This is a genomic window from Streptomyces sp. NPDC026500, from assembly GCF_055567635.1.
Genome location: NZ_JBVHQB010000022.1, coordinates 129044 through 154010, shown reverse-complemented (window position 1 = coordinate 154010; position 24967 = coordinate 129044). Strand labels below are relative to the sequence as shown.

The window sequence follows — 24967 nt, the reverse complement described above, 5'->3', positions numbered from 1 at the left end:
GACGGCACGGACGGCACGGACGGCACGGACGGCACGGACGGCACGGACGGCACGGACGGCACGGACGGCACGGACGGCACGGACGGCACGGACGGCACGGACGGCAAGAAGAGCAAGAAGAGCAAGAACGGCAAGGTCGAACGGTCGGCATGACCGGCCGACCCGGGGCGACGAACCGATCGGCCGGGACGACGGGCCACGACCGACGAAGGGCCGATCGGCCGGGACGACGGCGGCGGCTGCGGCGAAGGAACGGTCGGCCGTCGCCGCGGACCGAACGGCCCCGGCCCGGCCGGGCCCCGACCGCCGTTGGACCGGCCTCTGGGGCCGACCGCGGCCCCGATCCCCCTTCCCATCCCCTTTCCCCGCGTAATCCCTGGCGCCCCGGCCGCCGAAGCGAACGCGGGACTACCGCGGCCCGAGGCACGGTGTGCCCGGATCTGATCGCCGGCCTCCTCCTCACCGAGGCCGACCACCCCACAGCCTCCTGACCCACTCGCACATCTTTGGAAGGATTCACATGACCAGTGACAACACCCGGACGACTCCCGACGTGCGGCTGCGCGTCGACGGCGAGGTGGACGAGGAGACCCTGGCGTACGCGCGGGCGAAGATCGACGCGGTCGTGGGACGGCCCGGCCTGCCCGACGTCACCGGCGAGGTGCGGATCACGAGATCGGCGGTCCATCATGCGGACCGCCCCTGGTCGGCCGCGGCCGAACTGCGGGTCGGGGGCCACGAGGTGGTCGTCCTCGCCGAGGAGGCCACCGGCCGAGAGGTGGTCGACCAGCTCAAGGACCGGCTGCGCCGCAGGACCGAGCAGGTCGCGCACTCCGGATGTTCGGCCCATCACCAGGAGGCCCCGCCTTGGCGCGGGGGCGGCCCGGCCCCGCACACCCCGACGACCCATGACGGCACTGCACTCGATGGCACCGGACACGGCGGCACGGGCGCCTCCGGCGACGCAAAGGGAGCCCTGTGATGCCGAAGGCGTATCTCGTGGGCGGTGGGATCGCGGCTCTGGCGGCGGCGGCCTTCCTGATCCGGGACGGTGGGTTCGAGGGCTCGGACATCCAGATCTTCGAGGAACAGCCGCGAACCGGCGGCAGCCTGGACGCGGGCGGCACCCCGGAGGCCGGCTACACCATGCGCGGCGGCAGGATGTTCGAGGCCGAATTCCGTTGCACGTACGACCTGTTGTCCGCCGTCCCCTCCCTCGACGACCCCTCGGTCTCGGTGACACGGGAGATTCTCGACGGCCACGAGGAGTTCGCCTGGGACGACGTCTCCCGTCTCGTCGACGGACAGGGAGACATCGTCGACACCCGCTCGATGGGGTTCTCCGAACGGGACCGGATCGACCTGCTCCGCTGCCTGGCCACGCCCGAGGGGCATCTGGACGGCATGCGGATCACGGACTGCTTCGGCGAACACTTCTTCACGACGAACTTCTGGTTCATGTGGTGCACCACGTTCGCGTTCCAGCCGTGGCACAGCGCGATCGAATTCCGCCGCTACCTCCGGCGCTTCCTCCACCTGTTCCCCGAGTTCTCGTCCATGACGGGCATCCACCGGACCCGGTACAACCAGTACGACTCGATCGTGCGCCCCTTGGAGGCCTGGCTCCGCGAGCGGGACGTCATCGTCCGGACGGGGTGGCGGGTCACCGACCTGCGGCTCGCGCCGGGGCATCGCGGCACCGCGGTCGAGCAGATCCGGGTGAGCCACGACGGCCGGGACGAGCGGATCGACGTGACCCCCGAGGACCTGGTCCTGGTGACCAACGGCTCCATGACGGACGCCTCCAGCCTCGGTTCGCACACCGGGCCACCCCCCGCGCCGCCGCGCCGCTCCGACGCGTGGCTGCTCTGGAACCGGCTGGCCCGGGGCCGCGACGACTTCGGCAACCCCGCCGCCTTCGACAAGAACGTGAAGGAGTCCCGCTGGGAGTCGTTCACCGTCACCGACCGGGACCCGGCGTTCCTCGAAGCGCTGGAGAAGTTCAGCGGCCGGCCCGCCGGACGAGGCGGTCTGATGACGTTCACCGCCTCCAACTGGCTGCTCACGATCGTCGCCAACCGTCAGCCCGTCTACCGCGACCAGCCCGAGGGCGTCTCGGTCTGGTGGGGTTACGGCCTGTTCCCCGACCGCCCGGGCAACCTCACCGGCAAGCCGATGACCGAGTGCTCCGGCCGGGAGATCCTCGACGAGGTCCTGCACCATCTGCGGTTCGACGCGTCCGTGGCGGACCGGGTCCGGGAGACGTCCACCGTCGTGCCGTGTGTGATGCCGTACATCACGAGTCAGTTCCTGGTCCGCCGCCGTGACGACCGGCCGGCGGTAGTGCCCGAGGGGTCGGTCAACCTCGCCTTCATCGGCCAGTTCGCCGAGGTCCCCGACGATGTGGTGTTCACGGTCGAGTACTCCGTGCGCACCGCCTGGACCGCGGTGGCCGAGCTCCTTCGGCTCCCCGGACGGCCGCCGGAGGTCTACAAGGGGCACCATGACCCCCACGTGCTCGCCAGAGCGCTGGAGACCCTGCACGCCCGGTAGCACCATCTCCCGGCTCACCTTCGCGTGTTTCCTCCCTTCCGTCCTGAAGCCGTCCGCCGCGTTCCGCACAGGTGCTCGACTGCGGGCGCGGCCGGTCGGGCATCATGGCTTCGACGGGCGGCGATTGAGGGGAACACGAATGGACCAGTGCGCGAGCCTTCCCGAGGAGCCCTCGGCACCGCAATTCCGGCTGGATGCCCTGCTGGAGGACCTGCAGGAGCAGGTGCAGCGTGTGCGAGGCACCCAGAACCGGGTGCACACCCTTCTCGAAGCGGTTCTCGCGATCGGCAGCGACCTGGACCTGGATGTGGTCCTGCGGCAGATAGTGGAGTCCGCGGTTCAGCTCGTCGACTGCCGCTACGGGGCGCTCGGCGTCCTCGGTGACGAGGGCGGCATCAAGCAGTTCATCACGGTGGGGATCGACGAGGAGACCATCGCGCGCATCGGGAACTATCCCCGGGGAGAAGGCATCCTCGGGCTGCTCATCCGGGAGCCGCACGCGCTGCGGCTCCCGGTCCTGAACCAACACCCGGACTCCGTCGGCTTCCCGCCCGGTCATCCCCCGATGACCACGTTCCTCGGCACCCCGGTACAGGTCCGCGACAAGATCTTCGGGAATCTGTACCTCACGGAGAAGCACGGCGGGGCAGAGTTCGACGCCGAGGACGAGGCCGTGCTGCGCACGCTCGGCGCGGCGGCCGGGGTGGCCATCGACAACGCCCGGCTGTACGACGACGCCCGGCGCCGTGAGCGCTGGCTGGCCGCGAGCAGCGACCTGACCCGCACCCTGCTGTCGGGCGCCGATCCGATCGACGTCCTGCACGCGTTCACGGCGACGGTCCGCGAACTGTCCGACGCGGATCTGGTGACCCTGGCTCTGCCGGTGACCGGCACCACGGACCTGGTCATCGAGTCCGCCGAGGGACGCGACGCCGAACTCGTACGGGGGCTGGCCCTGCCGGACGGGACGAGTCTGGCGGCCAAGGTGTTCACCTCCGGCGAGCGAATCGTCAGTGCGTCCCTCAGCGAGGACCCGCGCACCGGGACGGGCAGCGCGTCGGTTCTCGAACTCGGCCCGGCGTTCGTGATTCCGCTGGGCACCCAGGAGCGGGTGCGCGGCGTCCTCCAGGTCGCGAACCGGCAGGGCGGCACCGTGTTCCCGGACGCCACCGTCGACATGATCGCCGGGTTCGCCGGTCACGCCGCGCTCGCCCTGGAGATCGCCGAACACCGCCGCGACGCGGAGCGGTTGCTCGTCCTCAACGACCGGGACCGCATCGCGCGCGACCTGCACGACCTGGCCATCCAGCGGCTCTTCGCCGGCGGGCTCAGCCTGCAGTCGGTGCTCAACCGGCTCTCCGACCGGCCCGAGGTGGCCGAACGCGTCCAGCGGGTGGTGGACGATCTCGACGACACGATCAAGGTCGTACGATCCACGATCTACGCGCTGCGGGAGAGCGACCGGGCGGGCGCCACCGGTCTGCGCGCCCGGCTCGTCACGGAGGTGGGCCGCGCGTCCGAGACACTCGGCTTCGCCCCCGCCCTGCGGATGAGCGGCCTGCTGGACACCGACGTGTCCGACGAGCAGCGCGAACACCTGGTCGCGGTGCTGCGCGAGGCGCTGTCCAACGCGGCCCGGCACGCACACGCCACCGCCGTGGAGGTCACCGCCGAGGCCACCGCCACCACACTGCGGCTGCGGGTGGCGGACAACGGCCGTGGCATCGGCTCCGACGTCACCCGCCGCAGCGGTCTCGGCAACATCAGCACCCGCGCCGACCACCTCGGCGGCACCTGCGTGCTGACGCCCAACGAGCCGGGCGGCACCGTCCTGGAGTGGACGGTGCCGCTGCATCACGCCGACCCGGCCTGAGCCACCGGCTCTCCCCCGGCGGCCGTTGCCGGGCCAGGCCCGCTTGTGCCGCTAGCCGATGGGCAGTTCGGGCCTGACCAGGGTCCCGGCCTTCCCGTGGACGATCTCGTACGCGCTGTCGAGGGCCCCGATCGCCGCGAGGCCCCCGGTGCGCTCGACGAACCGCGCGGCCGCCTCGGTCTTGGGCCGCATCGAACCGTCGGGAAAGTCGCCGCGCCTGAGTTCGGCGGGGGTGGCGTCAAGGACGGGCCGCCGGCCGGGGGTTCCGTAGCCGGTGTAGACGTACGGGACGTCGGTGAGGATGAGCAGGAAGTCCGCCTTCAGCTCCTCCGCGAGCAGTACGGCGGTGAGGTCCTTGTCGATGACGGCGTCCACCCCGGTCAGCGCGCCGGTGTCCCGGTCCGCGGTGACCGGGACGCCCCCGCCGCCCGCGCAGATCACCAGCGTGCCGGCGGCCAGCAGCTCGCGGACGGTGTCCGTCTCGACGATCCCGGCCGGCTCGGGCGAGGGCACGACGCGGCGCCAGCCCGTGGTGTCCGCCGCGACGTGCCAGCCACGGGCACGGGCCAGCGACTGGGCCAGTTCCCGCGGGAAGACCTGTCCGACGAACTTCGTCGGACGGTCGAAGGCCGGATCGTCGGCCCGGACCACGGTGTGGGTGACCAGGGCGGCCACCGCTCTCCCCGGCAGCGCGGCACGCAGCGCGCGGGCCAGCATCGAGCCGATCATGCCCTGGGTCTGGGCGCCGAGAAGGTCCAGCGGGTAGGGCGCGCTCAGCGCCGGATCGGCGGCGCTCTCGACCGCGAGAAGTCCGATCTGGGGCCCGTTGCCATGGGTGATGACGAGTTCGTTCTCGTGGGCGAGCGCCGCGAGAGAGGTGACCGCCCGGTCGATGTTGGCGCGCTGCTGCTCCGCGTCGGGGCGTTCGCCGCGATGCAGGAGTGCGTTGCCGCCGAGGGCGACGACGATACGCATGGTTCAGTCCTCCAGGGTGGCTACGAGTACCGCCTTGATGGTGTGGAGCCGGTTCTCCGCCTGGTCGAAGACGATGGAAGCGGGTGAATCGAAGACCTCGTCGGTGACTTCGAGCCCTTCGAGGCCGTAGGTGTCGAACAGTTCGCGGCCGAGGCGGGTGCCGCGGTCGTGGAGTGCGGGCAGACAGTGCATGAACCGCACGTCCGGGTTGCCGGTGGCCGCGAGGGCCTTGGCGTCGACCTGGTAGGGCAGGAGCAGTTCGACGCGCTCCCGCCAGGTGTCGGCGGGTTCCCCCATGGAGACCCAGACGTCGGTGTGCAGGAAGTCGGCCTGTTGGACCGCCGTTTCGACGTCCTCCGTCAGGGTGATGCGGGCGCCGCTGCGCTCGGCGAGCGCCCGGCACGTGTCCACCAGGGTGTCCTCGGGCCAGAGGGCTCGGGGCGCGGCGATCCGTACGTCCATGCCGAGCAGGGCGCCCATGGAGAGCAGTGAGTTGCCCATGTTGTTGCGGGCGTCGCCGAGGTAGCAGTAGCTGATGTCGGTCAGTGGCTTGTGGGAGTGCTCGCGCATGGTGAGCACGTCGCACAGACTCTGGGTGGGGTGCGCGGTGTCGGTCAGACCGTTGAAGACGGGAACGCCGGAGTGCTGGGCGAGTTGGGTGACGACGGCCTGCGCCGAGCCCCGGTACTCGATTCCGTCGAACATCCGGCCGAGGACCTGAGCGGTGTCGCGCACGGACTCCTTGACACCCATATGCGTGTCGCTGGGACCGAGGTAGGTGGTGGCGGCCCCCTGGTCGGCGGCCGCGACCTCGAAGGCACAGCGCGTACGGGTGGAGGTCTTCTCGAAGATCAGAGCGAGGTTCCTGCCGGTCAGGCGGGGGCGTTCGGTGCCGGCGCGCTTGGTCGCCTTGAGGTCCGCGGCGAGGTCCAGCAGATGGTGGATCTCTTCCGCGGTGAAGTCGAGTTCGCTCAGGTAGGAGCGGCCTCGCAGGTCGACGGTCATGGTGGGGGTTCTCCTCGCTGTGGTCAGGTGACCGGGTCGCGTTCGATGGGGCAGCTCATGCAGCGGGGTCCGCCCCGCCCACGGCCGAGTTCGCCGCCGGCGATGGTGATCACCTCGATGCCCTGCTTGCGCAGATAGGTGTTGGTCGTGACGTTGCGCTCGTAGCCGACGACGACACCGGGCGCCACGGCGAGGAAGTTGCTGCCGTCGTCCCACTGTTCGCGTTCGGCGGCGCGTACGTCCTGCGGAGCGGAGAGCATGCGCACCTTGTCCAGGTCGAGCGCCTCGGCCAGGGCGGTCGCCAGGTCGGAGTTGGCCGTGACGTCGAACCCGCTCTCCCGTTCGCCGCCGGGCAGGAGGGTCCAGGAGCGGAGCAAGTCGGCCAGCCCCGGGTAGATGGTGAACGCGTCGCGGTCGACCATGGTGAGCACGGTGTCCAGGTGCATGAAGGCGCGGCTGGAGGGGAGTTGGACCGCTATCAGCCGTCGGGCCGTACCGTCCGCGAAGAGTCGGCCCGCGAGGGATTCCACGGCCATCGCGGTGGTTCGCTCCCCCATGCCGACCATGACGGCCCCGTTGCCGAGGACGTGGACGTCACCGCCTTCGAGGCTGGCGAGCCCGTCCCGCGCCGAACTCCCGTCCAGGAGGGGCGCTTTGACGGACCCGGCGAACATCGGGTGGAACCGGTAGATCACCGCGGCGTGCAGGCTCTCCCTCCTCCGGGCCGGCTTGGCCATCGGGTTCACGCTGAGGCGGTCGGAGATCCAGCACGAATTGTCGCGTGGGAAGAGGTGGTTGGGCAGCGGGGCGAGCGCGAAGTCGTCGGGTTCCAGCGCGTTCCATACGAGACTGCGCGGGCCGGCGATCGGCAGGTCGGCCTTGAGCAGACCGCCGATCAGGTACCCGGCCAGTGTCTCGCCGTCCAGGCTCGCGCAGAACGTCCGTAGGGGCTCCACCAGGGCGGGCCCCACGTTCGCCGGGGTGACGACCCGGTCCAGGAGCCAGGTGCGGGCATCCGGCAGGTCGAGGCTCTGGGCGAGCAGCTCCGCGAAGTAGTGGACCCGCGTCCCCTGGTCCCGCAGCGCCTGGGCGAAGGCGTCGTGCTCCTCGCGGGCACGCTTGGCCCACAGGATGTCGTCGAAGAGCAGCGCGTCGACGTTGCGCGGTGTCAGTCGGGAGAGTTCGAGTCCGGGCCGGTGCAGGATCACCTGGCGCAGTCGGCCCACTTCGGAGTCGACGTGGAATGTGGTCATGTCAGCTGGTTCCTAGGGGAGTCGGGCGCAGGCGGGGTCGGGGCGGGTGACGCGACGGCTCAGTCGTGGTGCTGGTGTCTGGCGATCTCCGTGAAGTCGACGACCGCACCGGGCCCGCCGTGACGAACGGTGTGCCGGGCCGGATCCGGGGCCTCCGGCGTGCGGGCCGGGGACGCGGCCGGGGCTTCCCGCACGGCCGCGGCCTCGGGAGCGGCGGCGGGCGCCGGGACGGCGGGGGCGGCCTCGGGAGAGACGGCGGGCCGCGGGACGAGGGGGCCGGTCTCGGGAGAGGCAGCGGGCGAAGGGACGGCCGGGCCGACTTCCCGAGCGTCGGCGGGGTGCGGGATTCCGGCGGGCTTCGGGCCACCTGCCTCCTCCCCGAACTCACCGCGGTCGCGCTTGAGCCAGATGTAGACGGGCAGTCCCAGCAGCAGCACGAACAGGCCGTAGTAGACGGTCTGGTAGCCGCTGCCCTGGATCGACCAGTACGAGAAGACCATCGCGAGCGCCGAGACCGTGATGTCGCGTGCCAGACGCCCGCCCGACAGCGTGTCCCGGCCGCGGACCAGGAGCCAGTACAGCTGGGCGGCGGCCGAGAAGAGGTACGGGATCACGGCGGTCAGCACGCTCAGCAGCACGATCTTGGTGAAGACGTCCTCGAATCGCGTGTAGCTGAACACCGTGATGAGAGAGGCGAGGACGGTCGAGGCGACGATGCCGAAGACCGGGACGCCACCGCGTCCGCGCAGCTTCGCGAAGGCTCCCGGGAAGAGTCCGTCACGAGCGGCCGCGTACGGCATCTCGGCGCAGATCAGGGTCCAGCCGTTGAGGGCGCCGATGCCCGAGACGATGGCGGCCACGGCGACGGCGTCGCCCGCCCAGGTGCCGCCGAAGATGTTGTTCGCCGCGTCGGTGAACGGCGCGGTGGAGGAGCCGAGTCGGCCGTGGGAGACGGTGCCGAAGACCGCGAGGGTGCCCAGGATGTAGATGACGGCGCAGGCGACGGTCCCGTACACGGTGGCGCGCGGGACGTTGCGCCCCGGTTCACGGACCCGCCCGGCGACCACGGACGCGGCTTCGAGGCCGATGTAGCTGAACAGGGCGATGGCGGCGGCGGCCGAGATCGCACCCGACGCCGACTGTCCGCTGGTGTTGAAGGCGCCGAAGTTGTCCGGGTCGATGAAGACGAGACCGACGGTGGCCATGAAGACGAGCGGGATGAACTTGAGGACGGTGGTGACCACTTGGAAGGTGCCGGTGTTCTTGGCGCCGGAGAGGTTGATCGCCGCGGGGATCCACAGGCCCACCAGGGCGATGAGGACCGAGGCCCAGACGCGGTGCCCGGTGTTGACGAAGACCTCGACGTAGCCGACCCAGGCCACCACGATCGCGGCGTTCCCGGCCCACGCGGTGATCCAGTAGGACCAGGCGTTGAGGAATCCGGCGAACTCCCCGAAGGCCTGGCGGGCGTAGACGTAGGGCCCCCCGCTCCCGGGGACGCGCTTGGACAGCGCGCCGAAGGTGAGCGCAAGAGCCAGCGCGCCGACGCTCACGACGACGAACGCCACCAGGGAGATCGGACCGTAGGGCGCCAGGGCCGAGGGCAGCGCGAAGACTCCGGTACCGATGATGCTGCCGATCACCAGCGCGGTCGCCGCCGGAAGTCCGAGCGCCGCCTTCACGGCGGGTGCGCGCTCCGGTCCCGTGCCGTCCGGCACGGGACCCCTGGTCGTCGCGGGCATGGCTGTACTCCCTCTTCCGGCTTCTCCAACAGAGCAGTTGATCCGAGATGGATCTTTCTGCCTGCGGTCGGCCGTGAAGAGTGGCCACATGTCCCCGACCGGGACCGTTGGTCCCTGGGCCGCCGGCCGACCGGCCCTCCCGGTGAACCGGGTTCTTCGTGACGGCCCCACCGTCCGGCCTCGCGGCACGCTCCCGTCCGCGTGACCGTTGCGCGGGACGGGGGCGCGCCCCGAGGCCGACGGGCCCGGCCGGGTGGGCCCGCGTTCAGTGCTGGTCGGCCGGGGCGGGACTGTCGTCGATGAAGCCGCCCGACTGGTGGCGCCACAGCTTCGCGTAGGCGCCGTCCGAAGCGAGCAGTTCCTGGTGGGTGCCCTGCTCGACGATCTTTCCGCGGTCGAGGACGACGAGCCGGTCCATGGTGGCGACCGTACTCAGCCGGTGCGCCACCACGAGCGCCGTGCGCCTCTCCATGAGCCGCCACAGCGCCTCCTGGACCAGGATCTCGCTCTCGGAGTCGAGGGCGCTGGTCGCCTCGTCGAGCAGCAGGATCGGCGCGTCGCGCAGGATCGCGCGGGCGAGGGCGACCCGCTGGCGCTGGCCGCCGGACAGCTTGATCCCGCGCTCTCCGACCATGGTGGCGAAACCGTCCGGCAGCGCGTCGGCGAACTCCGTGACGTGCGCCGCCTCGGCCGCGCGCCGGATCTCCGCCTCGGTGGCGTCCGGACGGGCGAAGGCGATGTTGTCCCGCAGCGTCCGGTGGAACATCGCCGGGTCCTGCGGCACGTAGGCGATCAGACTGCGCAGGTCCGCCTGGCGCAGCCTGCTGATGTCCTGGCCTCCGATCAGGATGCGGCCGCCGTCGATGTCCGTCATCCGCAGCAGCAGCCGGGTGAGCGTGGTCTTGCCTCCGCCGGACCGGCCGACCAGACCGATCTTCGCTCCGCTGGCCACGGCCAGTTCGAGCCCGGTGAAGAGCGGCTTCGCGCCTCCATGGGTGAAGGTCACCTGTTCGAAGCGGACATCGGCGCCACCGGCCCGGAGCGGCTCGGGGGCGACCGGGTCGAGCACGGTCGGCGGCGTCATCAGCAGTTCGGTGAACTGGGCGGCCTCCGTCATCGAGCTTTCCAGACGGCGGTAGATCTGGTTGAACTCGAACATGATCCGGGTCGCGTTGGCGTAGTAGGTGAAGGCGACCACGACCGCCTCCACGCCGTGCTCGCCCCCGCCGAGCGTGATCGCGAGCAGCAGGCCGAGCGCGTTGGTCAGGACGGACATCGGCGCGACGAACGTGTCGATGCGCAGGTTGCCGTAGTCCCACGACTGGAGGGTGAGCCGCCGCGACACCGCGACCCGGGAGCGGTGCTCGGCCGCCTCGCGCTCCTCGGCGGCGAAGGCCCGGACGGTGTCCATGTTCATCAGGCTGTCGGCGACATGGCCCGAGACGCGGGCGATCGCCTCCTCGCGCTCGTCGACGAGTGCCTGACGGCGGCGGATGAGCGGCACCACGCACACCGCGGTCACGGCGATCATCGTCAGGAGTCCGACGACGAGCAGCGGTTCGTAGCGCCACAGCACGACCGACCCGAAGACCAGCGGCACGAGGCTGCCCACGACCTGGAACGTCATCGTGTCGACGAATTCCTCGTAGCGGGAGGCGAAGCTCAGCACCCGCTTGGTCAGGGAGCCGGCGAAGTTGTCGTGGAAGAACGAGGCGTCCTTGGCGAACAGCTCGTCCATGCCGACCACGTACAACTGCTCGATGCCGAAGGCGTCCAGCCGGTTCAGGCAGTGCAGACCGAGACGCCAGAAGGCCTCCGCGAGCAGCAGGACGCCGCCGAAGACGAGGACGTACGGCAGCGCGGCGCCGATGGAGACACCGCCGCCGTCGCCCGCGATACGGCCGACGAGCTTCGCCACGACGAGCGGCGCGATGTAGCTGATGCCGATGTTGCCCAGCGCGGGCAGCAGCATGCCCGGCACGGCCAGTCGGCGGAGCCTGCGCAGCTCCCTTCCGTAGTAGCGAAGTGCGAGGAGGACCGAGCCCTTGCCCGGTAAGGCCTTGCGCGATTCAGGAGATGCCATCACAACCCTGTGTCGTCGTACGGCTGCCCACCGCGTCGTCCGGGGTTCGCGTCGCCTCGGCTCCCCAAGGCATCGATGTCCGGACATGGGAAGGCAAAGAAGTCACATCGTCCCGTGGCGGCGGCCGCACGGTCCAAGCGTTTTTCTCGGCCATCGACGGCCTCGCCCCGGCGGAGGCGGCCTTGCTCCGGTGGCAGGAGCCCGCCGGCGGAGGTTGGATCGGTCCGACGGATCGTTGCCGACTCATCGAGGTGTTCCGTCGTGACCGATGGATACGGTTCGAAAGCCGACTCGGCGGGCGAGGATTTGGGGGAGGCGCTCCTGGACGCGCTGTTCTCCCGCTCTCCGGCGGGCCTGCACGTCTACGACCGGCACCTGCGACTCGTACGGGTGAACACCGCCGCGCGCATGATGCGTGACTTCCCGATCGACCACATGGTCGGGCGCTCCCTGTCCGAGATACTCCAGACCCTCGACATCTCCGACCGCGGTGTCATCGAGCGGACCGCCCGGCGGGTGCTGGAGTCCGGCAGCCCCGTGTTCGACCTGCTCGTCCGGCTCCGCAGCAGACGCGAGCCCGCCGTCGAGGCGGTCGCCTCGGCCACCGTTCTCCGGCTCCAGCGCGCCGACGGAACCGTGCTCGGGGTCGCCGCCGCGCTGACCGACGTCACCGCCCGTGTACGGGCCGAGGCCGGTCTGCGCCTGCTGAACGAGGCGGCCACCCGGGTCGGCACCACTCTGGACGTGTTCCGCACCGCCGCTGAGTTCAGCGACCTCGCCGTCCCCCGTCTTGCCGACACCGTGACCGTCGACGTCTACGACTCCGTCATACGCGGCCACGCGCCAACTCCGGAGTCCCGCGACCAGGGGGCAGCCCTGCGGCGCGCGGGATTCCGCTCCGCGGCCGGTCCCGACTTCGAGGGCGTGCCCAACATGGGCGAGGTGACCACCTACCCGCCCGCCACGCCCCACCGAGCCGCCCTGGACACCCTGGCGCCCCGGCTGATCAGCAGGCTGAATCCGGACGCCACCTGGCTCGACCCGGACCGGCGACGTGACGCCCGGATCCTGGCGGCCGGGGTGCACTCGATGCTGCTCGTCCCCATCCGGGCCCGGGGCCTGGTGCTCGGGCTCGCCTGCTTCTACCGATGGCGCAATCCGACCCCGTTCGACGACAAGGACCTGGCCCTGGCGGAGCAGCTCACCACCCACGCCGCCCTCTGTCTGGACAACGCCCGCCAGTACGGACGCGAACGCTCCACGGCCCGCATCCTCACCGGCCGCCTCACTCATCCGGCAACGCCCGCAGCCGCCGCGGTCGACCTCGCCCACACCTACCTGCCCGCCGGGACGGGCGGCGCCTGGTTCGACGTCATCCCCCTGTCCGGCGCCAGGATCGCGCTCGTCGCCGGGGACACGGCCGCGGAAGCGGGCGCCGCCGACCCCGCGGCCATGGGCGAACTGCGGGCCGCGATCGAGGCGCTGTCCGACCTCGACCTGCCGCCCGACGAGATCCTGGAACGCCTGCACGACCTCGCCAGCCGCCCCCAGCCGGTCCCGCCCGGCACGCCCGGCCTCCCGGCCGACACCGCCCCGGCGAGCTGCCTCTACGTCGTCTACGACCCGGTCACCCGGCTCTGCACGGCGGCGAGCGCGGGACACCCGGCACCCGTCCTGGTACACCCGGGCGGTGACGTCGAAGCACTCGACGTCGACCCGGGCCCCCCGCTGGGGCAGGGCATCGCCCAGTACCGGTCGACCGAACGTGCCCTGCCCGCGGGCAGCACCCTGGTGCTCTACAACACCGCGCTCCTGGCCGATCCCACGGTCATGGAGCGGTCGCTGCCGAGCCGGATCGGCGAGGCCGCGCCCGGCCCCTCCCTTCAGGAGCTGTGCGACTCGCTCGCCCTCGATCTGGTTCCCGACCGGCTCGACCACGACGCCTTCCTGCTCCTGGCCCGCACCCGCGCGCTCGGCCCCGACCGGACCAACACCTGGACCTTTCCCAACAACCCCGCGATCGTCTCCATGGCACGCAAGGCCGCGACCACCCAACTGGCCCAGTGGGACATCGAAGCCGATCTCGTCGACAACACCGCGCTCATCGTCAGCGAGCTGGTGACCAACGCCGTCCGGTACGCCAAGGGACCGATCCGGCTGCGGCTGATCCTCGGCGACACCCTCACCTGTGAGGTGGCCGACGACAGCAGCACCGCCCCGCATCTGCGCCGGGCCCTGGACACGGACGAGCACGGGCGCGGGCTCTTCATCACCGCACAGCTCACCCGCCGCTGGGGCGTCCGGGGCGTCAGCCGGGGCAAGGCGATCTGGGCCGAACAGGACCTCGTCCCGTCACCTCCGCCGTCGGTGCCGGAGAGGCAGGCACCCGTCGGAGCGGGGACACCGTGAGACGTGCGGGTCCGGGGCAGGCCCGGAAGACGCCGAAGGCCGTCCTCTCGTGAAACGAGAGGACGGCCTCGGACCTGCGACTTCAGAGAAGACTCCAGTCGGGACGACAGGATTTGAACCTGCGACCCCTTGACCCCCAGTCAAGTGCGCTACCAAGCTGCGCCACGTCCCGATGCCCGTCTGACCTGGGGTTTCCCCTGGCTGGACGCGCACGGAAACAATACCGCACTCACGCCGGTGGTCGCGCACCCGTTTCGCGCGGGCCGGACGGCCGAACGGCGTGTTCGAGCGGTACCGGGGTCCCGTCCGGCGACCGGGAGACGGGGCCGTCGACCCGTACGAGGTCCCGGATCGCGGGCACCGAGAGCAGGGCCACGCAGACGACGAGGGACATAACGCCGGCCACGAGCAGGACGTCGTCGGCGCCGAGGGCCGCGGCGGCGGGCCCCGCGAGTGCCTGGCCGACGGGCATCATCGCCAGGGAGCCCGCGACGTCGTAGGCGTGGATGCGGTTGAGGACGTCGGGTGCGACCTGCGTCTGCACACTCGTCGCCCACATCACGCCCCAGAGCGAGATGCCCGCTCCGGCGATCACGGCGCACCCGGAGATGGCCGCCACACCGAACCCCGCCTCCACGGACGCGGGGAAGCAGGCGAACGCCAGGAGCGCGAAGGATCCGGCGCGCAGCATGCGGCGCGGACGCAGGCGCAGTGCGACGAGCCCGCCGATGACCGTGCCCGCGCCGAGGGCGGAGTTGATCAGGCCGTAGGCGCGGGCCGTGCGCCCGCACCACCTCGGTCGCCACCAGGGGAACGGTCGGGCCCCAGACGGAGATCATGTAGACGCACCAGATGACGATGACGCCCACAGCCACGTACGGGATCTGAACTCTCGCCAGCCCTCGACGAGATCGGCCCTGAAGCCGGCGCCGTGGGGGCGGCTTCCGGGGGCGGCCGGGGGCAGACGGAGCAGGAGCAGGCACAGGGCGCTCAGCGCGAAGGTGCCGGCGTGGGCCACGAAGACCCCTCCGGCGGAGGCGAACGCGACCAGCAGCCCCGCGAGGGCGGGGCCGGCGAGCTGGGCGGCGGACTCGGCGATCCGGATGGCGCCGTTGGCTCCCTGGATGTCGGCGGCCAGGCGCGGCACGGTGCTGGCGACGCCGGGCTGGAAGACGGCGCCGGCCACGCCGTTGACCGCGCCGATCACGCAGACCTGCCAGAGGACCACATGGCCGGCGAAGAAGAGGGCGGCGGCGATCGACTGGGCCACGAGCCGTACGAGGTCGGCGCCGATCATCAGTCGGCGGGTGCTGAACCGGTCGGCGATCACTCCGCCGAACACGACCAGGGCGGCGAAGGGGGCGGCGGAGGCGGCCATGGCGAGGCCGACGGCTCCGACCCCGTACCGCAGCAGTCCCGCGGCGAGCGCCACCGGCAGCATGGTCTCGCCGAGCCGGGCGAGGGCCCGCGCGACGAAGAACAGGGCGAAGTCCCGTGACCAGACGGGCCGGCAGCCGTTCGTCGAGCGGACCGCTCCGGGTCCGGCCCGGGCCCGGTCCCTCGCACGGCACCCCGTCCTGCGGCTCCTGGCCCGAAGACGTCATGGTCATCCCGCTCGTGCCCCTCCCCCTGCCCCTGGCGGCTCCCCCACGAAGCCGCCCGTCCCACGCTTCGTTCCCGCTTCGGGTCGCGTCCGTGCCCGGATCACTCCCGATTCGGATCATGCCACGGGGCATCGGCGGCGCAGAGGCCGTTTCAGTCGGCGGACGGCAGGCCCAACTCGGGGTGGGCGTCGACGAGTCGGGGCGGGGCCGCCTGGCGCCAGGAGTCGGCGAGGATGGCGCGGAGTTCGTCGTCGTCCTCCAGGGCGGCGAGCCGGGCGCGGACCCAGGCGAAGCCGGCCTCGTGGTCGGCGATCCAGAACTTCCTGGGCTCGGCCAGGACCAGTTCGTCGCGCTCCTCCTTCGGGCAGCGCACGGCGATGGAGGTCTCCGCCTCGGGCAGCGTGGCGAACATCTTTCCCGCGACCCGGAAGGTGGGCATGCTCCAGGCGATCTTCTCCGTCGCGTCCGGCAGGGAAAGGGCGATACGTCGTACGTCTTCTGCATCCGGCATGAGACGCACGCTAGCCAATGCCACTGACATCGACGCGGCGAAGGCCCCGGGGAAGTACGACGTCAGGCGCCGTCCGCGTGCGCTCCGAGCCGCTTGTAGAAGATCGTCGTCGGCCGCAGTTCGCCCGACGGCGCCGCCGCGTAGTCCGGAATCGCGCCGATCCGGGTCCAGCCCGCCGACAGGTACAGCGACTCGGCGGGGCTGCCGGTCTCGGTGTCCAGGTGGAGGAGGGTGATTCCGGCGGCGGCCGCCGCCGTCTCCGCGGTGGCGAGGAGCGTACGGCCCACACCCTGGCCGCGGCCGTCGCGGTGGACCATCAGCTTGACGAGTTCGGCGCGGTGGCGGCTGTTGGGCTTGTCCGGGAAGGAGAGGGCGACGGTGCCGAGCAGCCGGCCGTCGGCGCGGGCCGCCCAGACCATGTGGTGGCCGGCCGAGACCGCGTCCCCGCGCTCGCGCCACCAGGCGACGGCCTCGCCGTGGGAGAGCGGGGCGAGGAATCCGATCGAGGCGCCGCCGTCTACGGTGTCGGTGAGCAGATCCGCCAACTCATCGGATTCGGCGTGGAGTTCGGCCGGGGTCAGGCGCGTGACGGTGATCACGGCAGGACCACCGCCAGCGCGTACCGCACGTCCGCGGGACCGGGGCAGTGGAAACGCGTCGGCCCCCACACCCGCAACCGGAGGCAGTCGCCGGCGTCGAGGTGGTGCTCGACGTCCTGGGCTGTCACGTCGAGCCTTCCGTCGAGAACCCAGATGTGCTGTTCGAGGCCGGGCACGGGGGGCCTGTCGTACGCGATGTCCGCGCCGGCCGTGAGCCGTCCCTCGACCAGTTCGCCGCGCAGTCCGGGGTGCGGCGGCGACACCGATCGCCGGACGAATCCGGAGGCCCGGTCCGTCCAGACCGTCTGGTCGGCGGCGCGGACCAGGAGCGCGGATCCCCGTTCGACCTCGCTGAGCAAGTGCGACATCGTCCGCCCGTACACATGGCAGAGGCGGTTCAGGAGGGAGGCCGTGGGGCTGATCTCGGCGCGCTCCGCACGGGAGAGGGTCGATCTGCTGATCCCGCTGCGCTCCGCCAACTCGCCCAGGGTCCAGCCCCGTTCGGCCCTCAGTTCGGCCAGTCGCGCCCCGAGCCGGACGTCGACCTCGCCATCACCGTCGATTCCCATATCCGGGAGGATATCCCATATTAGGGAAACAGGGGAAAGCGCCGACGGTCCGCCGGGTTCGACGCGCTGCTCGACGGACGGACTCGACAGGCTCGACGGGCTCAGTCGTCCGTGGCCGCCCGCGTCAGCGCCTCCAGAGCGGGCCGGATCAGCGGATGGCCCTCCGCGCCACGGCGCACGGCGGCGAAGACGCGGCGGGTGGGCGCGATGCCGTCGACGGGGCGGACGACCACACCCGTGAGCTCCATGCCGCGCAGCGCCGAACGCGGCACCAGGGCGACGCCCGCGTCGGCGGAGGCGAGGGCGACAACGGCACGGAAGTCGTCCGAGGAGTGTTCGAGCCGCGGCTGGAATCCGGCGTTCTCGCAGGCCAGGACGACCACGTCATGGCAGGGGTTGCCCGGGTACGGGCCGATCCACGGGTCCTTGGCCAGCTCCGCGAGCGGCACCTCCTCGGCGTCGGCCAGGCGATGGGAGACGGGGACGACCGCGTCGAAGGGCTCGGCGTAGAGCGGGACGTGCGTCAGCCGCGGGTCGTCCGCGTCCGGGGCGCCCCGGTACTCGACGGCCACCGCGATGTCGACCTGCCGGTCGAGCACCATCGGCAGGCTGGCGTCGCCCTCGGCGTCCTGTACGCGGACGAGGATGCCGGGCGAGGTGACGGCGAGGCGGGCCAGGGCGGGGGCCACGACCAGACCGATGCCGGTCGCGAAGGAGGCCACCGTGACCGTACCGGCCGAGCCCGAGCTGTACGCGGCCAACTCGGCCTCCGCGCGCTCCAGTTGCGCGAGGACGGCGTTGGTGTGGCCGAGCAGGATCTCGCCCGCGGGCGTCAGCCGTACGCCCTTGGCGCCGCGCTCGACGAGCCGGTGGCCCGTCTCCTGCTCCAGGGCGGTCAACTGCTGCGAGACCGCCGAGGGCGTGAGATAGAGCGCGGCGGCTGCCGCCGTCACCGTGCGGTGGTCGGCCACCGCACGGAGGATGTGGAGCCGCCGCGCTTCGATCATGCGACCGATTCTCTCAGGTCACACGCGTTTTCCGGCCATCAGTCCGGTGTGCGCCCCCGGCGCGGGGGCGCACACGCCGTCAGGCGTCGAGTTCCGCCCGCGCCGCCACGAAGGCGTCCACGGCCCGGTTCACGTCCTCGGTGGAGTGTCCCGCGGACAGCTGTACGCGGATACGGGCCGCGCCCTGCGGGACGACCGGGTAGGAGAAGCCGATCACGTACACGCCGCGCTCCAGGAGCAGCTCCGCCATCCGGCCGGCGACGGACGCGTCACCGATCATGACGGGGGCGATCGCGTGGTCGCCGGGGAGGATGTCGAAGCCCTCCGCGGTCATCCGGGAGCGGAACAGCGCCGTGTTCTCCGCGAGCCGGACACGCAGGTCGTCGGCCGACTCCAGCAGGTCGAGGACCTTCAGCGAGGCCGCGGCGATCACCGGGGCGAGCGTGTTCGAGAAGAGGTACGGCCGGGACCGCTGGCGCAGCAGGGCGACGATCTCGGCGCGGGCCGCGACGTAACCGCCGGAGGCGCCGCCGAGGGCCTTGCCGAGGGTGCCGGTGATGATGTCGACGCGGTCCATGACCCCGTGCAGCTCGGGGGTGCCACGGCCGCCGGGGCCGACGAAGCCCACGGCGTGCGAGTCGTCGACCATGACCATCGCGTCGTAACGGTCGGCGAGGTCGCAGATCTCCTTCAGGGGAGCGACATAGCCGTCCATCGAGAAAACGCCGTCGGTGACGATCAGGCGGCGGCGCGCGTCGGAGGCCTCCTTGAGCTGGGCCTCCAGATCGGCCATGTCACGGTTGGCGTACCGGAAGCGGCGCGCCTTGGACAGCCGGATGCCGTCGATGATCGAGGCGTGGTTGAGCGCGTCGGAGATGACCGCGTCCTCGGCGCCGAGGAGGGTCTCGAAGACTCCGCCGTTGGCGTCGAAGCAGGAGGAGTAGAGGATCGTGTCCTCCTGGCCGAGGAACGCGGACAGCCGCGCCTCCAGCTCCTTGTGCACCTCCTGCGTACCGCAGATGAAGCGCACGGAGGCCATGCCGTAACCCCAGCGGTCGAGCGCCGCGTGGGCGGCGGCGACGACCTCGGGGTGGTCGGCCAGACCGAGGTAGTTGTTCGCGCAGAAGTTGAGGACCTCACCGGGGCGGCCGCCCGCGGTGACGCTCACGGTCGCGGACTGCGGGGTGCCGATGACCCGCTCGGGCTTGTGCAGCCCGGCGGCGCGGATCTCGTCGAGGGTGGTGCGGAGGTCGTCGCGCACGGAGTCGAACATCATCAGTTCCTTAGAGTCCTCAGAGGGTCCAGTCGAGAATGACCTTGCCGCCACGGCCGCCGGCCGCGTCGTCGAACGCTTCCTCGTAGTCCCGGAATCCGTAACGGCCGGTGATCACGGGCGAGAGGTCGAGGCCGCTCTCCAGGAGGACCGACATCGCGTACCACGTCTCGAACATCTCGCGGCCGTAGATGCCCTTGATCGTGATCATCGAGGTGACGATCCGGGACCAGTCGACCGGGAACTCCTGGGACGGCAGGCCCAGCATCGCGATCCGCCCGCCGTGGGTCATGTTGGCGATCATGTCGCGCATCGCCTCGGGGCGGCCGGACATCTCCAGGCCGATGTCGAAGCCCTCGCGCAGGCCGAGCGTGCGCTGCCCGTCGGCGATCGTCGAGCCTCCGACGTTGAGGGCGAGGCTGACACCGATCTTGCGGGCCAGTTCCAGGCGCTCCTCGCTCACGTCGGTGATGACGACGTTGCGGGCGCCCGCGTGGCGCGCCACCGCGGCGGCCATCAGGCCGATCGGGCCGGCGCCGGTGATCAGGACGTCCTCGCCGACCAGCGGGAAGGACAGCGCGGTGTGCACGGCGTTGCCGAACGGGTCGAAGATCGCGGCGACATCGAGGTCGACCGGGACCCGGTGCACCCACACGTTCTGGGCGGGCAGCACGACGTACTCGGCGAACGCGCCGTCGCGGCCGACGCCGAGGCCGACGGTGGCACGGCAGAGGTGACGCCGCCCGGCGAGACAGTTGCGGCACTTGCCGCAGACCAGGTGGCCCTCGCCGCTGACGCGGTCGCCGATGGTGATGTCGGCGACGTCGCGGCCGGTCTCGACGACCTCGCCGACGAACTCGTGGCCGAGGACGAGCGGCGTCTTGATGGCCTGCTGCGCCCAGCCGTCCCAGTTGCGGATGTGCAGGTCGGTGCCGCAGATCCCGGTCCTGAGGACCTTGATCAGTACCTCACCGGGGCCGGCCTGGGGCTCCGGAACGTCCGTGAGCCAGAGTCCGGGCTCCGCCTTCTCCTTGACCAGCGCCTTCACTCGACGGCTCCTGTGCGTGAGATCCCGGGAAACGGCACGCCGAAGGAGGCCCGCACCGGGGAGAGGGGTGAATTCACCCAGGAATCTGCCGTACGACGGTGCCCCTGGTCCATCGAGGATTTCTTAAGCGCGGCCCCAGCTTTCCTTCACACCCCAGTTCTCCCTAGCCCTGCCCGGGGTCGGATGTCGGACCGCCGGAGTGGCCCAAGAGGGGGACTTCGGGATCGGAGGTGACTACGTGGACATGTATGACACCCGTCCCGTGGGGGCGCATCACATACATCAAGGGTGGGTTCCCGGCGAGGCAAGGCCGGTCTCCCGCGTCCCGGCACATCGTCAGATGCCGTGGACTTCCTCCCGCCGTTCGAGCTGCCCGACCAGCTCGGCCGCCATCGACTTGATGGTCTCCAGGCCCGCTCTTCCCCACGGGCGCGGCTCGACGTCCACGACACAGATCGTGCCGAGGGCGATGCCGCTCCGGTCGATCAGCGGGGCACCGAGGTAGGAACGGACGCCGAACTCGTCGACGACCGGATTCCCGGCGAAGCGCGGGTAGTCGCAGACGTCCTCCAGGACGAGCGCCTTGCGGCGCACCACCACATGAGGGCAGAAGCCGTGGTCCCGGGCCATGTAGCGGCCCGGTTCGAGCGCGCTGCGGTCCGCCTTCGCGGCGAGGTCGGTGCCCCTGCCGCCACCGTCCGGGGTGTGCAGGCCCGCGAAGAACTGCTGCGACTCGTCGATGAAGTTGACCATCGAATAGGGCGCCGCGGCGACCTCCGCAAGGCGGTCCGCGAAGGCGTCGAAGCCGGGCTCGGAGCGCTCACCGAGACCCAGCCGGCGGAGCCGTCGCACCCGGGCCGGAGCGTCCTTGTCCTCCGGTGTGAGCAGCAGACGACCGGCCGGCCGAGGCGGGTCGTAGGTCATGTACGGGCTCCGTGGCTCGGGGAGTGGGCCGGCGCGTGGGCGAGGAGGTGCCGGACCAGGCTGAGCAGGGTCTGCACTCCCGAGCTGGAGATCCGGGCGTCGCAGCACACGACGGGGATCTCGGGGCCGAGGTCGATGGCCGCGCGCACCTCGGCCGGGTCGTAGCGGAACGAGCCGTCGAACTCGTTGACCGCGACGATGAACGCGAGACCGCGCTGCTCGAAGAAGTCGACGGCCGCGAAGCAGTCCTCCAGGCGTCGCGTGTCGGCGAGGATCACCGCGCCGAGTGCGCCTTCGGAGAGCTCGTCCCACATGAACCAGAACCGCTCCTGCCCGGGTGTGCCGAACAGATAGAGCACATGTTCCGGATCCAGGGTTATGCGGCCGAAGTCCATCGCGACGGTCGTCTCGACCTTGTTCTCGATGCCGTCGAGCCTGTCGGTCGCGGCGCTGACCGTGGTCAGCAGCTCCTCCGTACTGAGCGGCGCGATCTCGCTCACCGCGCCGACGAACGTTGTCTTGCCGACCCCGAACCCTCCCGCCACCAAGATCTTCAGTGCGGTGGGGAAGGGGTCAGAGTTGTCGTCGTAATCCATCGAGCACTGCCTCCAGAAGAGACCGGTCAGTGGGGTTGTGGTGGAACTCCGGGGGCTTCGTGGTGAGCGCCCCGCAGTCGACGAGGTCGGACAGCAGCACCTTGGTGACCGCCGCCGGCAGCTTCAGATGGGCGGCGACCTCCGCGACCGAGACGGGTGCCCGGCAGCGTTCGAGCGCCTGGCCGTGCTCGGGGCCGAGGTAGCCGAGGGGCGTGGCTCCGGTGGCCATGACCTGGGAGAGGAGGTCGAGCGCGGTCGTCGGCCGGGTCCGGCCGTTGCTGACGGTGTAGGGGCGCACCAGGCGTCCCGCCGCGTCATCGAGCCAGGGCCCGTCGCCGGCCGCGGCCACGCTCAAGACCTCATCGCCGAGGGTTCGACGGTGTGCTGCCGGGGCGCGGTAACCAGGTAGGGCCGGACGCTCTTGACCAGCATCGCCATCTCGTAGCCGAGCACGGCCGCGTCGGCCTCGCGGCCCGCGAGCACGGCGAGACAGGTTCCTGAGCCGGCCGTGGAGACGAACAGCAGGGTCGAGTCGAGTTCGACGACGACCTGGCGCACGTCGCCGCCGTCCCCGAAGCGCACGCCCGCGCTGCGTCCGAGGGAGTAGAGGCCGGAGGCCAGCGCCGCCATGTGGTCGGCGCTGTCCGGGTCGAGGCCGTGGACCGACTTCACGAGCCCGTCGCAGGAGAGCAGCACCGCGCTCGTGGTGTGCGGTACGCGCTGGACGAGGCCGCTCATCAGCCAGTCGAGATCGGATACGTGGCCGGTCGGCGCATCGCTCGCCATGGGGGATCGACTCCTTGAGGTACGAAGGTCTGCGGGAGCGGTGGGGGTGGGTGTGGGGGTGGTCATCCGGCCGGTGCGCTCCCGTCGTGCCGGATGGTGCGGTCGTGTCCGGCCGCGGTGTCGCGGGCCCCCTGCGGCGCCTGTGCGTGCGTCGTGCGCGCCTCGCCCGGGTGGGCCGTCGTGCCGTCCTTCAGGGGTACGTCCAGGGGGGCGCCGCCGCCGGCAGGGGTGCCCATGGACAGCTCACCGTGGGCCCGGACCACGCCGTCCCTGCGCTGTGCTTCCAGGCGCGCCCGGTCCGGGAACGACGCAGGGGCGGCCGACTCGGCCGTCGGCGACACCCTGCGGGACGGCTCCGACTGCTCCCGGCCCGCCCGATCCGCGTCGGCGGCCTCCGCGAGCCCGATCCCGCGCTGGAACGCCGCCATGAGACCCGGGTCGTGCCCGACGAGATACTCCGTGTCGGGGCGGGGTGCGGGTCCTTCGCGCAGCTGGGGGACGATGTGCTCCTGAGCGCGCCGCTTGGGCAGGTGGGGCCTTTCCATGGTGCCGCGCACGACGCCGGTGCGGGGTGTCGGCGGCACGGCCGCGTTCTCGGCCGCGGCGAGCCGGTCCTCGGGGCGGATGCCGGGTACGGCTTCGGCCGGATTGGGCCGCTCCGCACGTGCGCCGCGCACAGGAAGCAGAGTGGCACCGCCGCGACCCGCGACCGGCGCGACCCGCGGAGACGTCTGCTCCCCCCTGGCCGGCTCCCGCGGCGACTGCCGAGGGACCGGGGCCACCATGCGGCCCCCGGGAAGGGCCGGAACCTGGCCCGGCGCCGACTGCGTGGGCCCGGGTCCGATGGCCGGCCGGTGCCCCCCGTTCGTCTCGTGCGGCGGCGCCTGCGTCACGTCCCCGTCGTCGAGGGCTCCCGGCCTTGAGCCCAACAGCCCCTGCGGGAGCACGAGCACGGCCTGGACACCGCCGTAGATGTTGCTCTGGAGCCGTACGTGGATGCCGTGCCGACGGGCGAGCTGCGAGACAACGAACAGACCGATGCGCCCGTCCTGGAGCAGACCGGCGACATTGACCTGGTCGGGGTCGGCGAGCAGGGCGTTCATCCTGTCCTGTTCGGCGGCCTGCATGCCGAGCCCGCGGTCCTCCACCTCGATGGCCAGCCCCGAGGTGACGAGGTCGACCCGCAGCAGCACTTGGGTGTGCGGGGCGGAGAACACCGTGGCGTTCTCCACGAGTTCGGCGAGCAGATGGATGACGTCGGCGACCGCGTGGCCGCGCAGGGTGCCCTCGATCGGGGGCACCAGCTTGACCCGCGAGTACTGCTCGACCTCGGCGATCGCGGAGCGCAGCACTTCGGTCATGGAGACGGGGTTGCTCCACTGACGGCGCGAGACGGCGCAGCCGAGCACGGCCAGGTTCTCGGCGTGGCGTCTGATGCGGGTGGCCAGGTGGTCGACGTGGAAGAGCCCCTTGAGGAGGTCCGGGTCCTCGATCTCGTTCTCCAGCTCGTCGAGGATGGAGATCTCGCGGTGCACGAGGGACTGCAGACGCCGGGCCAGATTGACGAAGACCTCGACCTTCTGCTCGCTGCCCGCGTGGCTGGAGAGCTGCGAGGCCTGCACGACGGCCGCGACGGCTCCGTCGTGGGCACGGGAGATGTCCGCGGCGAGCAGTTCGAAGTCGTCGGCGTCCGCGGGAGGACGGCGGCGCGTCTTGCGCGCGGGCGGGTCCTCGCCGCGGCGCAGCCCCTCGACGACGGCGCGAAGATCGGTCTCGGTGCGGGCGCTGGTGCGGCGCAGGGCTCCTATGCGTTCCCGTACGGACGTGGCGGCGCGATCGGCGGCCACGGCGGCGATCAGGATGCCGGCCAGGGCGACGCCCACCGCCCCGGCGAGGACGGCCCACAGGACCGGGCCGGGCCGGGCGCCGGTGGAGCGGACGGTGAACAGTACGGCGGCGCACGCGCTGAGGGCCACCGCGGTCGGTGGCAGGACCGCGAGGCGCAGCAGCTGGGGCCGCAGGTGCCTCTCGGGCAGCGAAGCGGTGGCACGGGCGACCGGTCGTCCGTGCCGCCCGCCCTCACGGCGGTCTGCGCGTGCGGCCGGTGCGCGAAGGTGAGACATCGGCGTCCTCGTACTGGATGCGTCGGGGGCACGG

Annotated in this window: 20 protein-coding genes, 1 tRNA gene and 1 pseudogene; 4 read left to right on the top strand and 18 right to left on the bottom strand. The window is 71.5% G+C overall.

Annotated features, from left to right (window positions below; translation table 11 throughout):
• The first annotated feature begins 520 nt into the window (after positions 1 to 520).
• From ACZ4N5_RS33000 to ACZ4N5_RS32990, 3 genes are all read left to right on the top strand, one after another.
• Entirely contained in the window at positions 521 to 982 is a 462-nt protein-coding gene (locus ACZ4N5_RS33000) for a hypothetical protein (protein ID WP_467760690.1), read from the top strand.
• Positions 982 to 2553: an oleate hydratase gene (locus tag ACZ4N5_RS32995; RefSeq protein ID WP_467760689.1), complete on the top strand. Its 1572-nt coding sequence runs from the start codon at positions 982 to 984 to the stop codon at positions 2551 to 2553. The genes ACZ4N5_RS33000 and ACZ4N5_RS32995 overlap by 1 nt, the downstream gene beginning before the upstream one ends.
• A 139-nt stretch (positions 2554 to 2692) precedes the next feature.
• Positions 2693 to 4426: a GAF domain-containing sensor histidine kinase gene (locus ACZ4N5_RS32990; RefSeq protein ID WP_467760688.1), complete on the top strand. Its 1734-nt coding sequence runs from the start codon at positions 2693 to 2695 to the stop codon at positions 4424 to 4426.
• A gap of 51 nt (positions 4427 to 4477) precedes the next feature.
• Here ACZ4N5_RS32990 and ACZ4N5_RS32985 read toward each other — a convergent pair whose 3' ends face one another.
• From ACZ4N5_RS32985 to ACZ4N5_RS32965, 5 genes are all read right to left on the bottom strand, one after another.
• Positions 4478 to 5401 carry a carbamate kinase gene (locus tag ACZ4N5_RS32985; RefSeq protein WP_467760687.1) on the bottom strand — a complete coding sequence of 308 codons (924 nt, stop codon included), beginning with the start codon at positions 5399 to 5401 and terminating at the stop codon, positions 4478 to 4480.
• A gap of 3 nt (positions 5402 to 5404) precedes the next feature.
• Positions 5405 to 6406, bottom strand: coding sequence for an ornithine carbamoyltransferase (argF, locus tag ACZ4N5_RS32980; protein WP_467760686.1), 1002 nt, complete (start codon positions 6404 to 6406; stop codon positions 5405 to 5407).
• A 23-nt stretch (positions 6407 to 6429) separates the two neighbouring features.
• Entirely contained in the window at positions 6430 to 7659 is a 1230-nt protein-coding gene (locus ACZ4N5_RS32975; protein WP_467760685.1) for an arginine deiminase, read from the bottom strand.
• Between the two features lie 59 nt (positions 7660 to 7718).
• Positions 7719 to 9302 (bottom strand): APC family permease, encoded by a 1584-nt coding sequence (locus ACZ4N5_RS32970; RefSeq protein ID WP_467760717.1) that lies wholly within the window; start codon positions 9300 to 9302, stop codon positions 7719 to 7721.
• A gap of 364 nt (positions 9303 to 9666) precedes the next feature.
• A complete protein-coding gene (locus ACZ4N5_RS32965) occupies positions 9667 to 11484 on the bottom strand; it encodes an ABC transporter ATP-binding protein (protein WP_467760684.1) in 1818 nt (605 codons plus the stop codon).
• A 261-nt stretch (positions 11485 to 11745) separates the two neighbouring features.
• On the opposite strand from ACZ4N5_RS32965, the gene ACZ4N5_RS32960 reads away from it, so the two are divergent.
• A complete protein-coding gene (locus ACZ4N5_RS32960; protein WP_467760683.1) occupies positions 11746 to 13893 on the top strand; it encodes a SpoIIE family protein phosphatase in 2148 nt (715 codons plus the stop codon).
• 98 nt (positions 13894 to 13991) lie between these two features.
• On the opposite strand, the gene ACZ4N5_RS32955 is transcribed toward ACZ4N5_RS32960, so the two are convergent.
• The 13 genes and pseudogenes from ACZ4N5_RS32955 to ACZ4N5_RS32895 form a co-directional block, all read right to left on the bottom strand.
• Positions 13992 to 14065, bottom strand: a tRNA-Pro gene (locus tag ACZ4N5_RS32955).
• A 57-nt stretch (positions 14066 to 14122) separates the two neighbouring features.
• Positions 14123 to 15376: pseudogene (locus ACZ4N5_RS32950) on the bottom strand (MFS transporter).
• A gap of 272 nt (positions 15377 to 15648) precedes the next feature.
• Positions 15649 to 16008, bottom strand: a complete 360-nt coding sequence (locus tag ACZ4N5_RS32945) for an MmcQ/YjbR family DNA-binding protein (protein WP_467760682.1) — start codon at positions 16006 to 16008, stop codon at positions 15649 to 15651.
• A gap of 62 nt (positions 16009 to 16070) precedes the next feature.
• Complete coding sequence (locus ACZ4N5_RS32940) at positions 16071 to 16604, bottom strand: GNAT family N-acetyltransferase (protein ID WP_467760716.1); 534 nt, start codon at positions 16602 to 16604, stop codon at positions 16071 to 16073.
• Complete coding sequence (locus ACZ4N5_RS32935; RefSeq protein ID WP_467760681.1) at positions 16604 to 17176, bottom strand: helix-turn-helix domain-containing protein; 573 nt, start codon at positions 17174 to 17176, stop codon at positions 16604 to 16606. The genes ACZ4N5_RS32940 and ACZ4N5_RS32935 overlap by 1 nt, the downstream gene beginning before the upstream one ends.
• A 101-nt stretch (positions 17177 to 17277) precedes the next feature.
• The gene (locus ACZ4N5_RS32930; RefSeq protein WP_467760680.1) at positions 17278 to 18183 is read right to left on the bottom strand and encodes a LysR family transcriptional regulator; all 906 of its coding nucleotides are present in this window, start codon (positions 18181 to 18183) and stop codon (positions 17278 to 17280) included.
• A gap of 79 nt (positions 18184 to 18262) precedes the next feature.
• Entirely contained in the window at positions 18263 to 19456 is a 1194-nt protein-coding gene (locus ACZ4N5_RS32925) for a glycine C-acetyltransferase (RefSeq protein WP_467760715.1), read from the bottom strand.
• Positions 19457 to 19475: 19 nt separating this feature from the next.
• On the bottom strand, positions 19476 to 20504 hold the full coding sequence (tdh, locus tag ACZ4N5_RS32920; protein WP_467760679.1) for an L-threonine 3-dehydrogenase: 1029 nt from the start codon (positions 20502 to 20504) through the stop codon (positions 19476 to 19478).
• Between the two features lie 336 nt (positions 20505 to 20840).
• The gene (locus ACZ4N5_RS32915) at positions 20841 to 21428 is read right to left on the bottom strand and encodes a GAF domain-containing protein (RefSeq protein WP_467760678.1); all 588 of its coding nucleotides are present in this window, start codon (positions 21426 to 21428) and stop codon (positions 20841 to 20843) included.
• Positions 21425 to 22024, bottom strand: coding sequence for a GTP-binding protein (locus tag ACZ4N5_RS32910; RefSeq protein WP_467760677.1), 600 nt, complete (start codon positions 22022 to 22024; stop codon positions 21425 to 21427). Before ACZ4N5_RS32910 ends, ACZ4N5_RS32915 begins: the two co-directional genes overlap by 4 nt.
• Positions 22002 to 22373 carry a DUF742 domain-containing protein gene (locus ACZ4N5_RS32905; RefSeq protein WP_355853829.1) on the bottom strand — a complete coding sequence of 124 codons (372 nt, stop codon included), beginning with the start codon at positions 22371 to 22373 and terminating at the stop codon, positions 22002 to 22004. The genes ACZ4N5_RS32910 and ACZ4N5_RS32905 overlap by 23 nt, the downstream gene beginning before the upstream one ends.
• Before the next feature lie 2 nt (positions 22374 to 22375).
• Complete coding sequence (locus tag ACZ4N5_RS32900) at positions 22376 to 22810, bottom strand: roadblock/LC7 domain-containing protein (RefSeq protein ID WP_467760676.1); 435 nt, start codon at positions 22808 to 22810, stop codon at positions 22376 to 22378.
• A 62-nt stretch (positions 22811 to 22872) separates the two neighbouring features.
• Positions 22873 to 24933 carry a sensor histidine kinase gene (locus tag ACZ4N5_RS32895; RefSeq protein WP_467760675.1) on the bottom strand — a complete coding sequence of 687 codons (2061 nt, stop codon included), beginning with the start codon at positions 24931 to 24933 and terminating at the stop codon, positions 22873 to 22875.
• Positions 24934 to 24967: the final 34 nt, after the last annotated feature.

What these genes read in the sequence shown, in the direction of transcription:
- ACZ4N5_RS33000 (WP_467760690.1), top strand. Translation starts at nt 521, where the DNA reads ATGACCAGTGACAACACCCGGACGACTCCCGACGTGCGGCTGCGCGTC.
- ACZ4N5_RS32995 (WP_467760689.1), top strand. Translation starts at nt 982, where the DNA reads ATGCCGAAGGCGTATCTCGTGGGCGGTGGGATCGCGGCTCTGGCGGCG.
- ACZ4N5_RS32990 (WP_467760688.1), top strand. Translation starts at nt 2,693, where the DNA reads ATGGACCAGTGCGCGAGCCTTCCCGAGGAGCCCTCGGCACCGCAATTC.
- ACZ4N5_RS32985 (WP_467760687.1), bottom strand. Translation starts at nt 5,401, where the DNA reads ATGCGTATCGTCGTCGCCCTCGGCGGCAACGCACTCCTGCATCGCGGC.
- argF (WP_467760686.1), bottom strand. Translation starts at nt 6,406, where the DNA reads ATGACCGTCGACCTGCGAGGCCGCTCCTACCTGAGCGAACTCGACTTC.
- ACZ4N5_RS32975 (WP_467760685.1), bottom strand. Translation starts at nt 7,659, where the DNA reads ATGACCACATTCCACGTCGACTCCGAAGTGGGCCGACTGCGCCAGGTG.
- ACZ4N5_RS32965 (WP_467760684.1), bottom strand. Translation starts at nt 11,484, where the DNA reads ATGGCATCTCCTGAATCGCGCAAGGCCTTACCGGGCAAGGGCTCGGTC.
- ACZ4N5_RS32945 (WP_467760682.1), bottom strand. Translation starts at nt 16,008, where the DNA reads ATGCCGGATGCAGAAGACGTACGACGTATCGCCCTTTCCCTGCCGGAC.
- ACZ4N5_RS32935 (WP_467760681.1), bottom strand. Translation starts at nt 17,176, where the DNA reads ATGGGAATCGACGGTGATGGCGAGGTCGACGTCCGGCTCGGGGCGCGA.
- ACZ4N5_RS32930 (WP_467760680.1), bottom strand. Translation starts at nt 18,183, where the DNA reads ATGATCGAAGCGCGGCGGCTCCACATCCTCCGTGCGGTGGCCGACCAC.
- ACZ4N5_RS32925 (WP_467760715.1), bottom strand. Translation starts at nt 19,456, where the DNA reads ATGTTCGACTCCGTGCGCGACGACCTCCGCACCACCCTCGACGAGATC.
- ACZ4N5_RS32915 (WP_467760678.1), bottom strand. Translation starts at nt 21,428, where the DNA reads ATGACCTACGACCCGCCTCGGCCGGCCGGTCGTCTGCTGCTCACACCG.
- ACZ4N5_RS32910 (WP_467760677.1), bottom strand. Translation starts at nt 22,024, where the DNA reads ATGGATTACGACGACAACTCTGACCCCTTCCCCACCGCACTGAAGATC.
- ACZ4N5_RS32900 (WP_467760676.1), bottom strand. Translation starts at nt 22,810, where the DNA reads ATGGCGAGCGATGCGCCGACCGGCCACGTATCCGATCTCGACTGGCTG.
- ACZ4N5_RS32895 (WP_467760675.1), bottom strand. Translation starts at nt 24,933, where the DNA reads ATGTCTCACCTTCGCGCACCGGCCGCACGCGCAGACCGCCGTGAGGGC.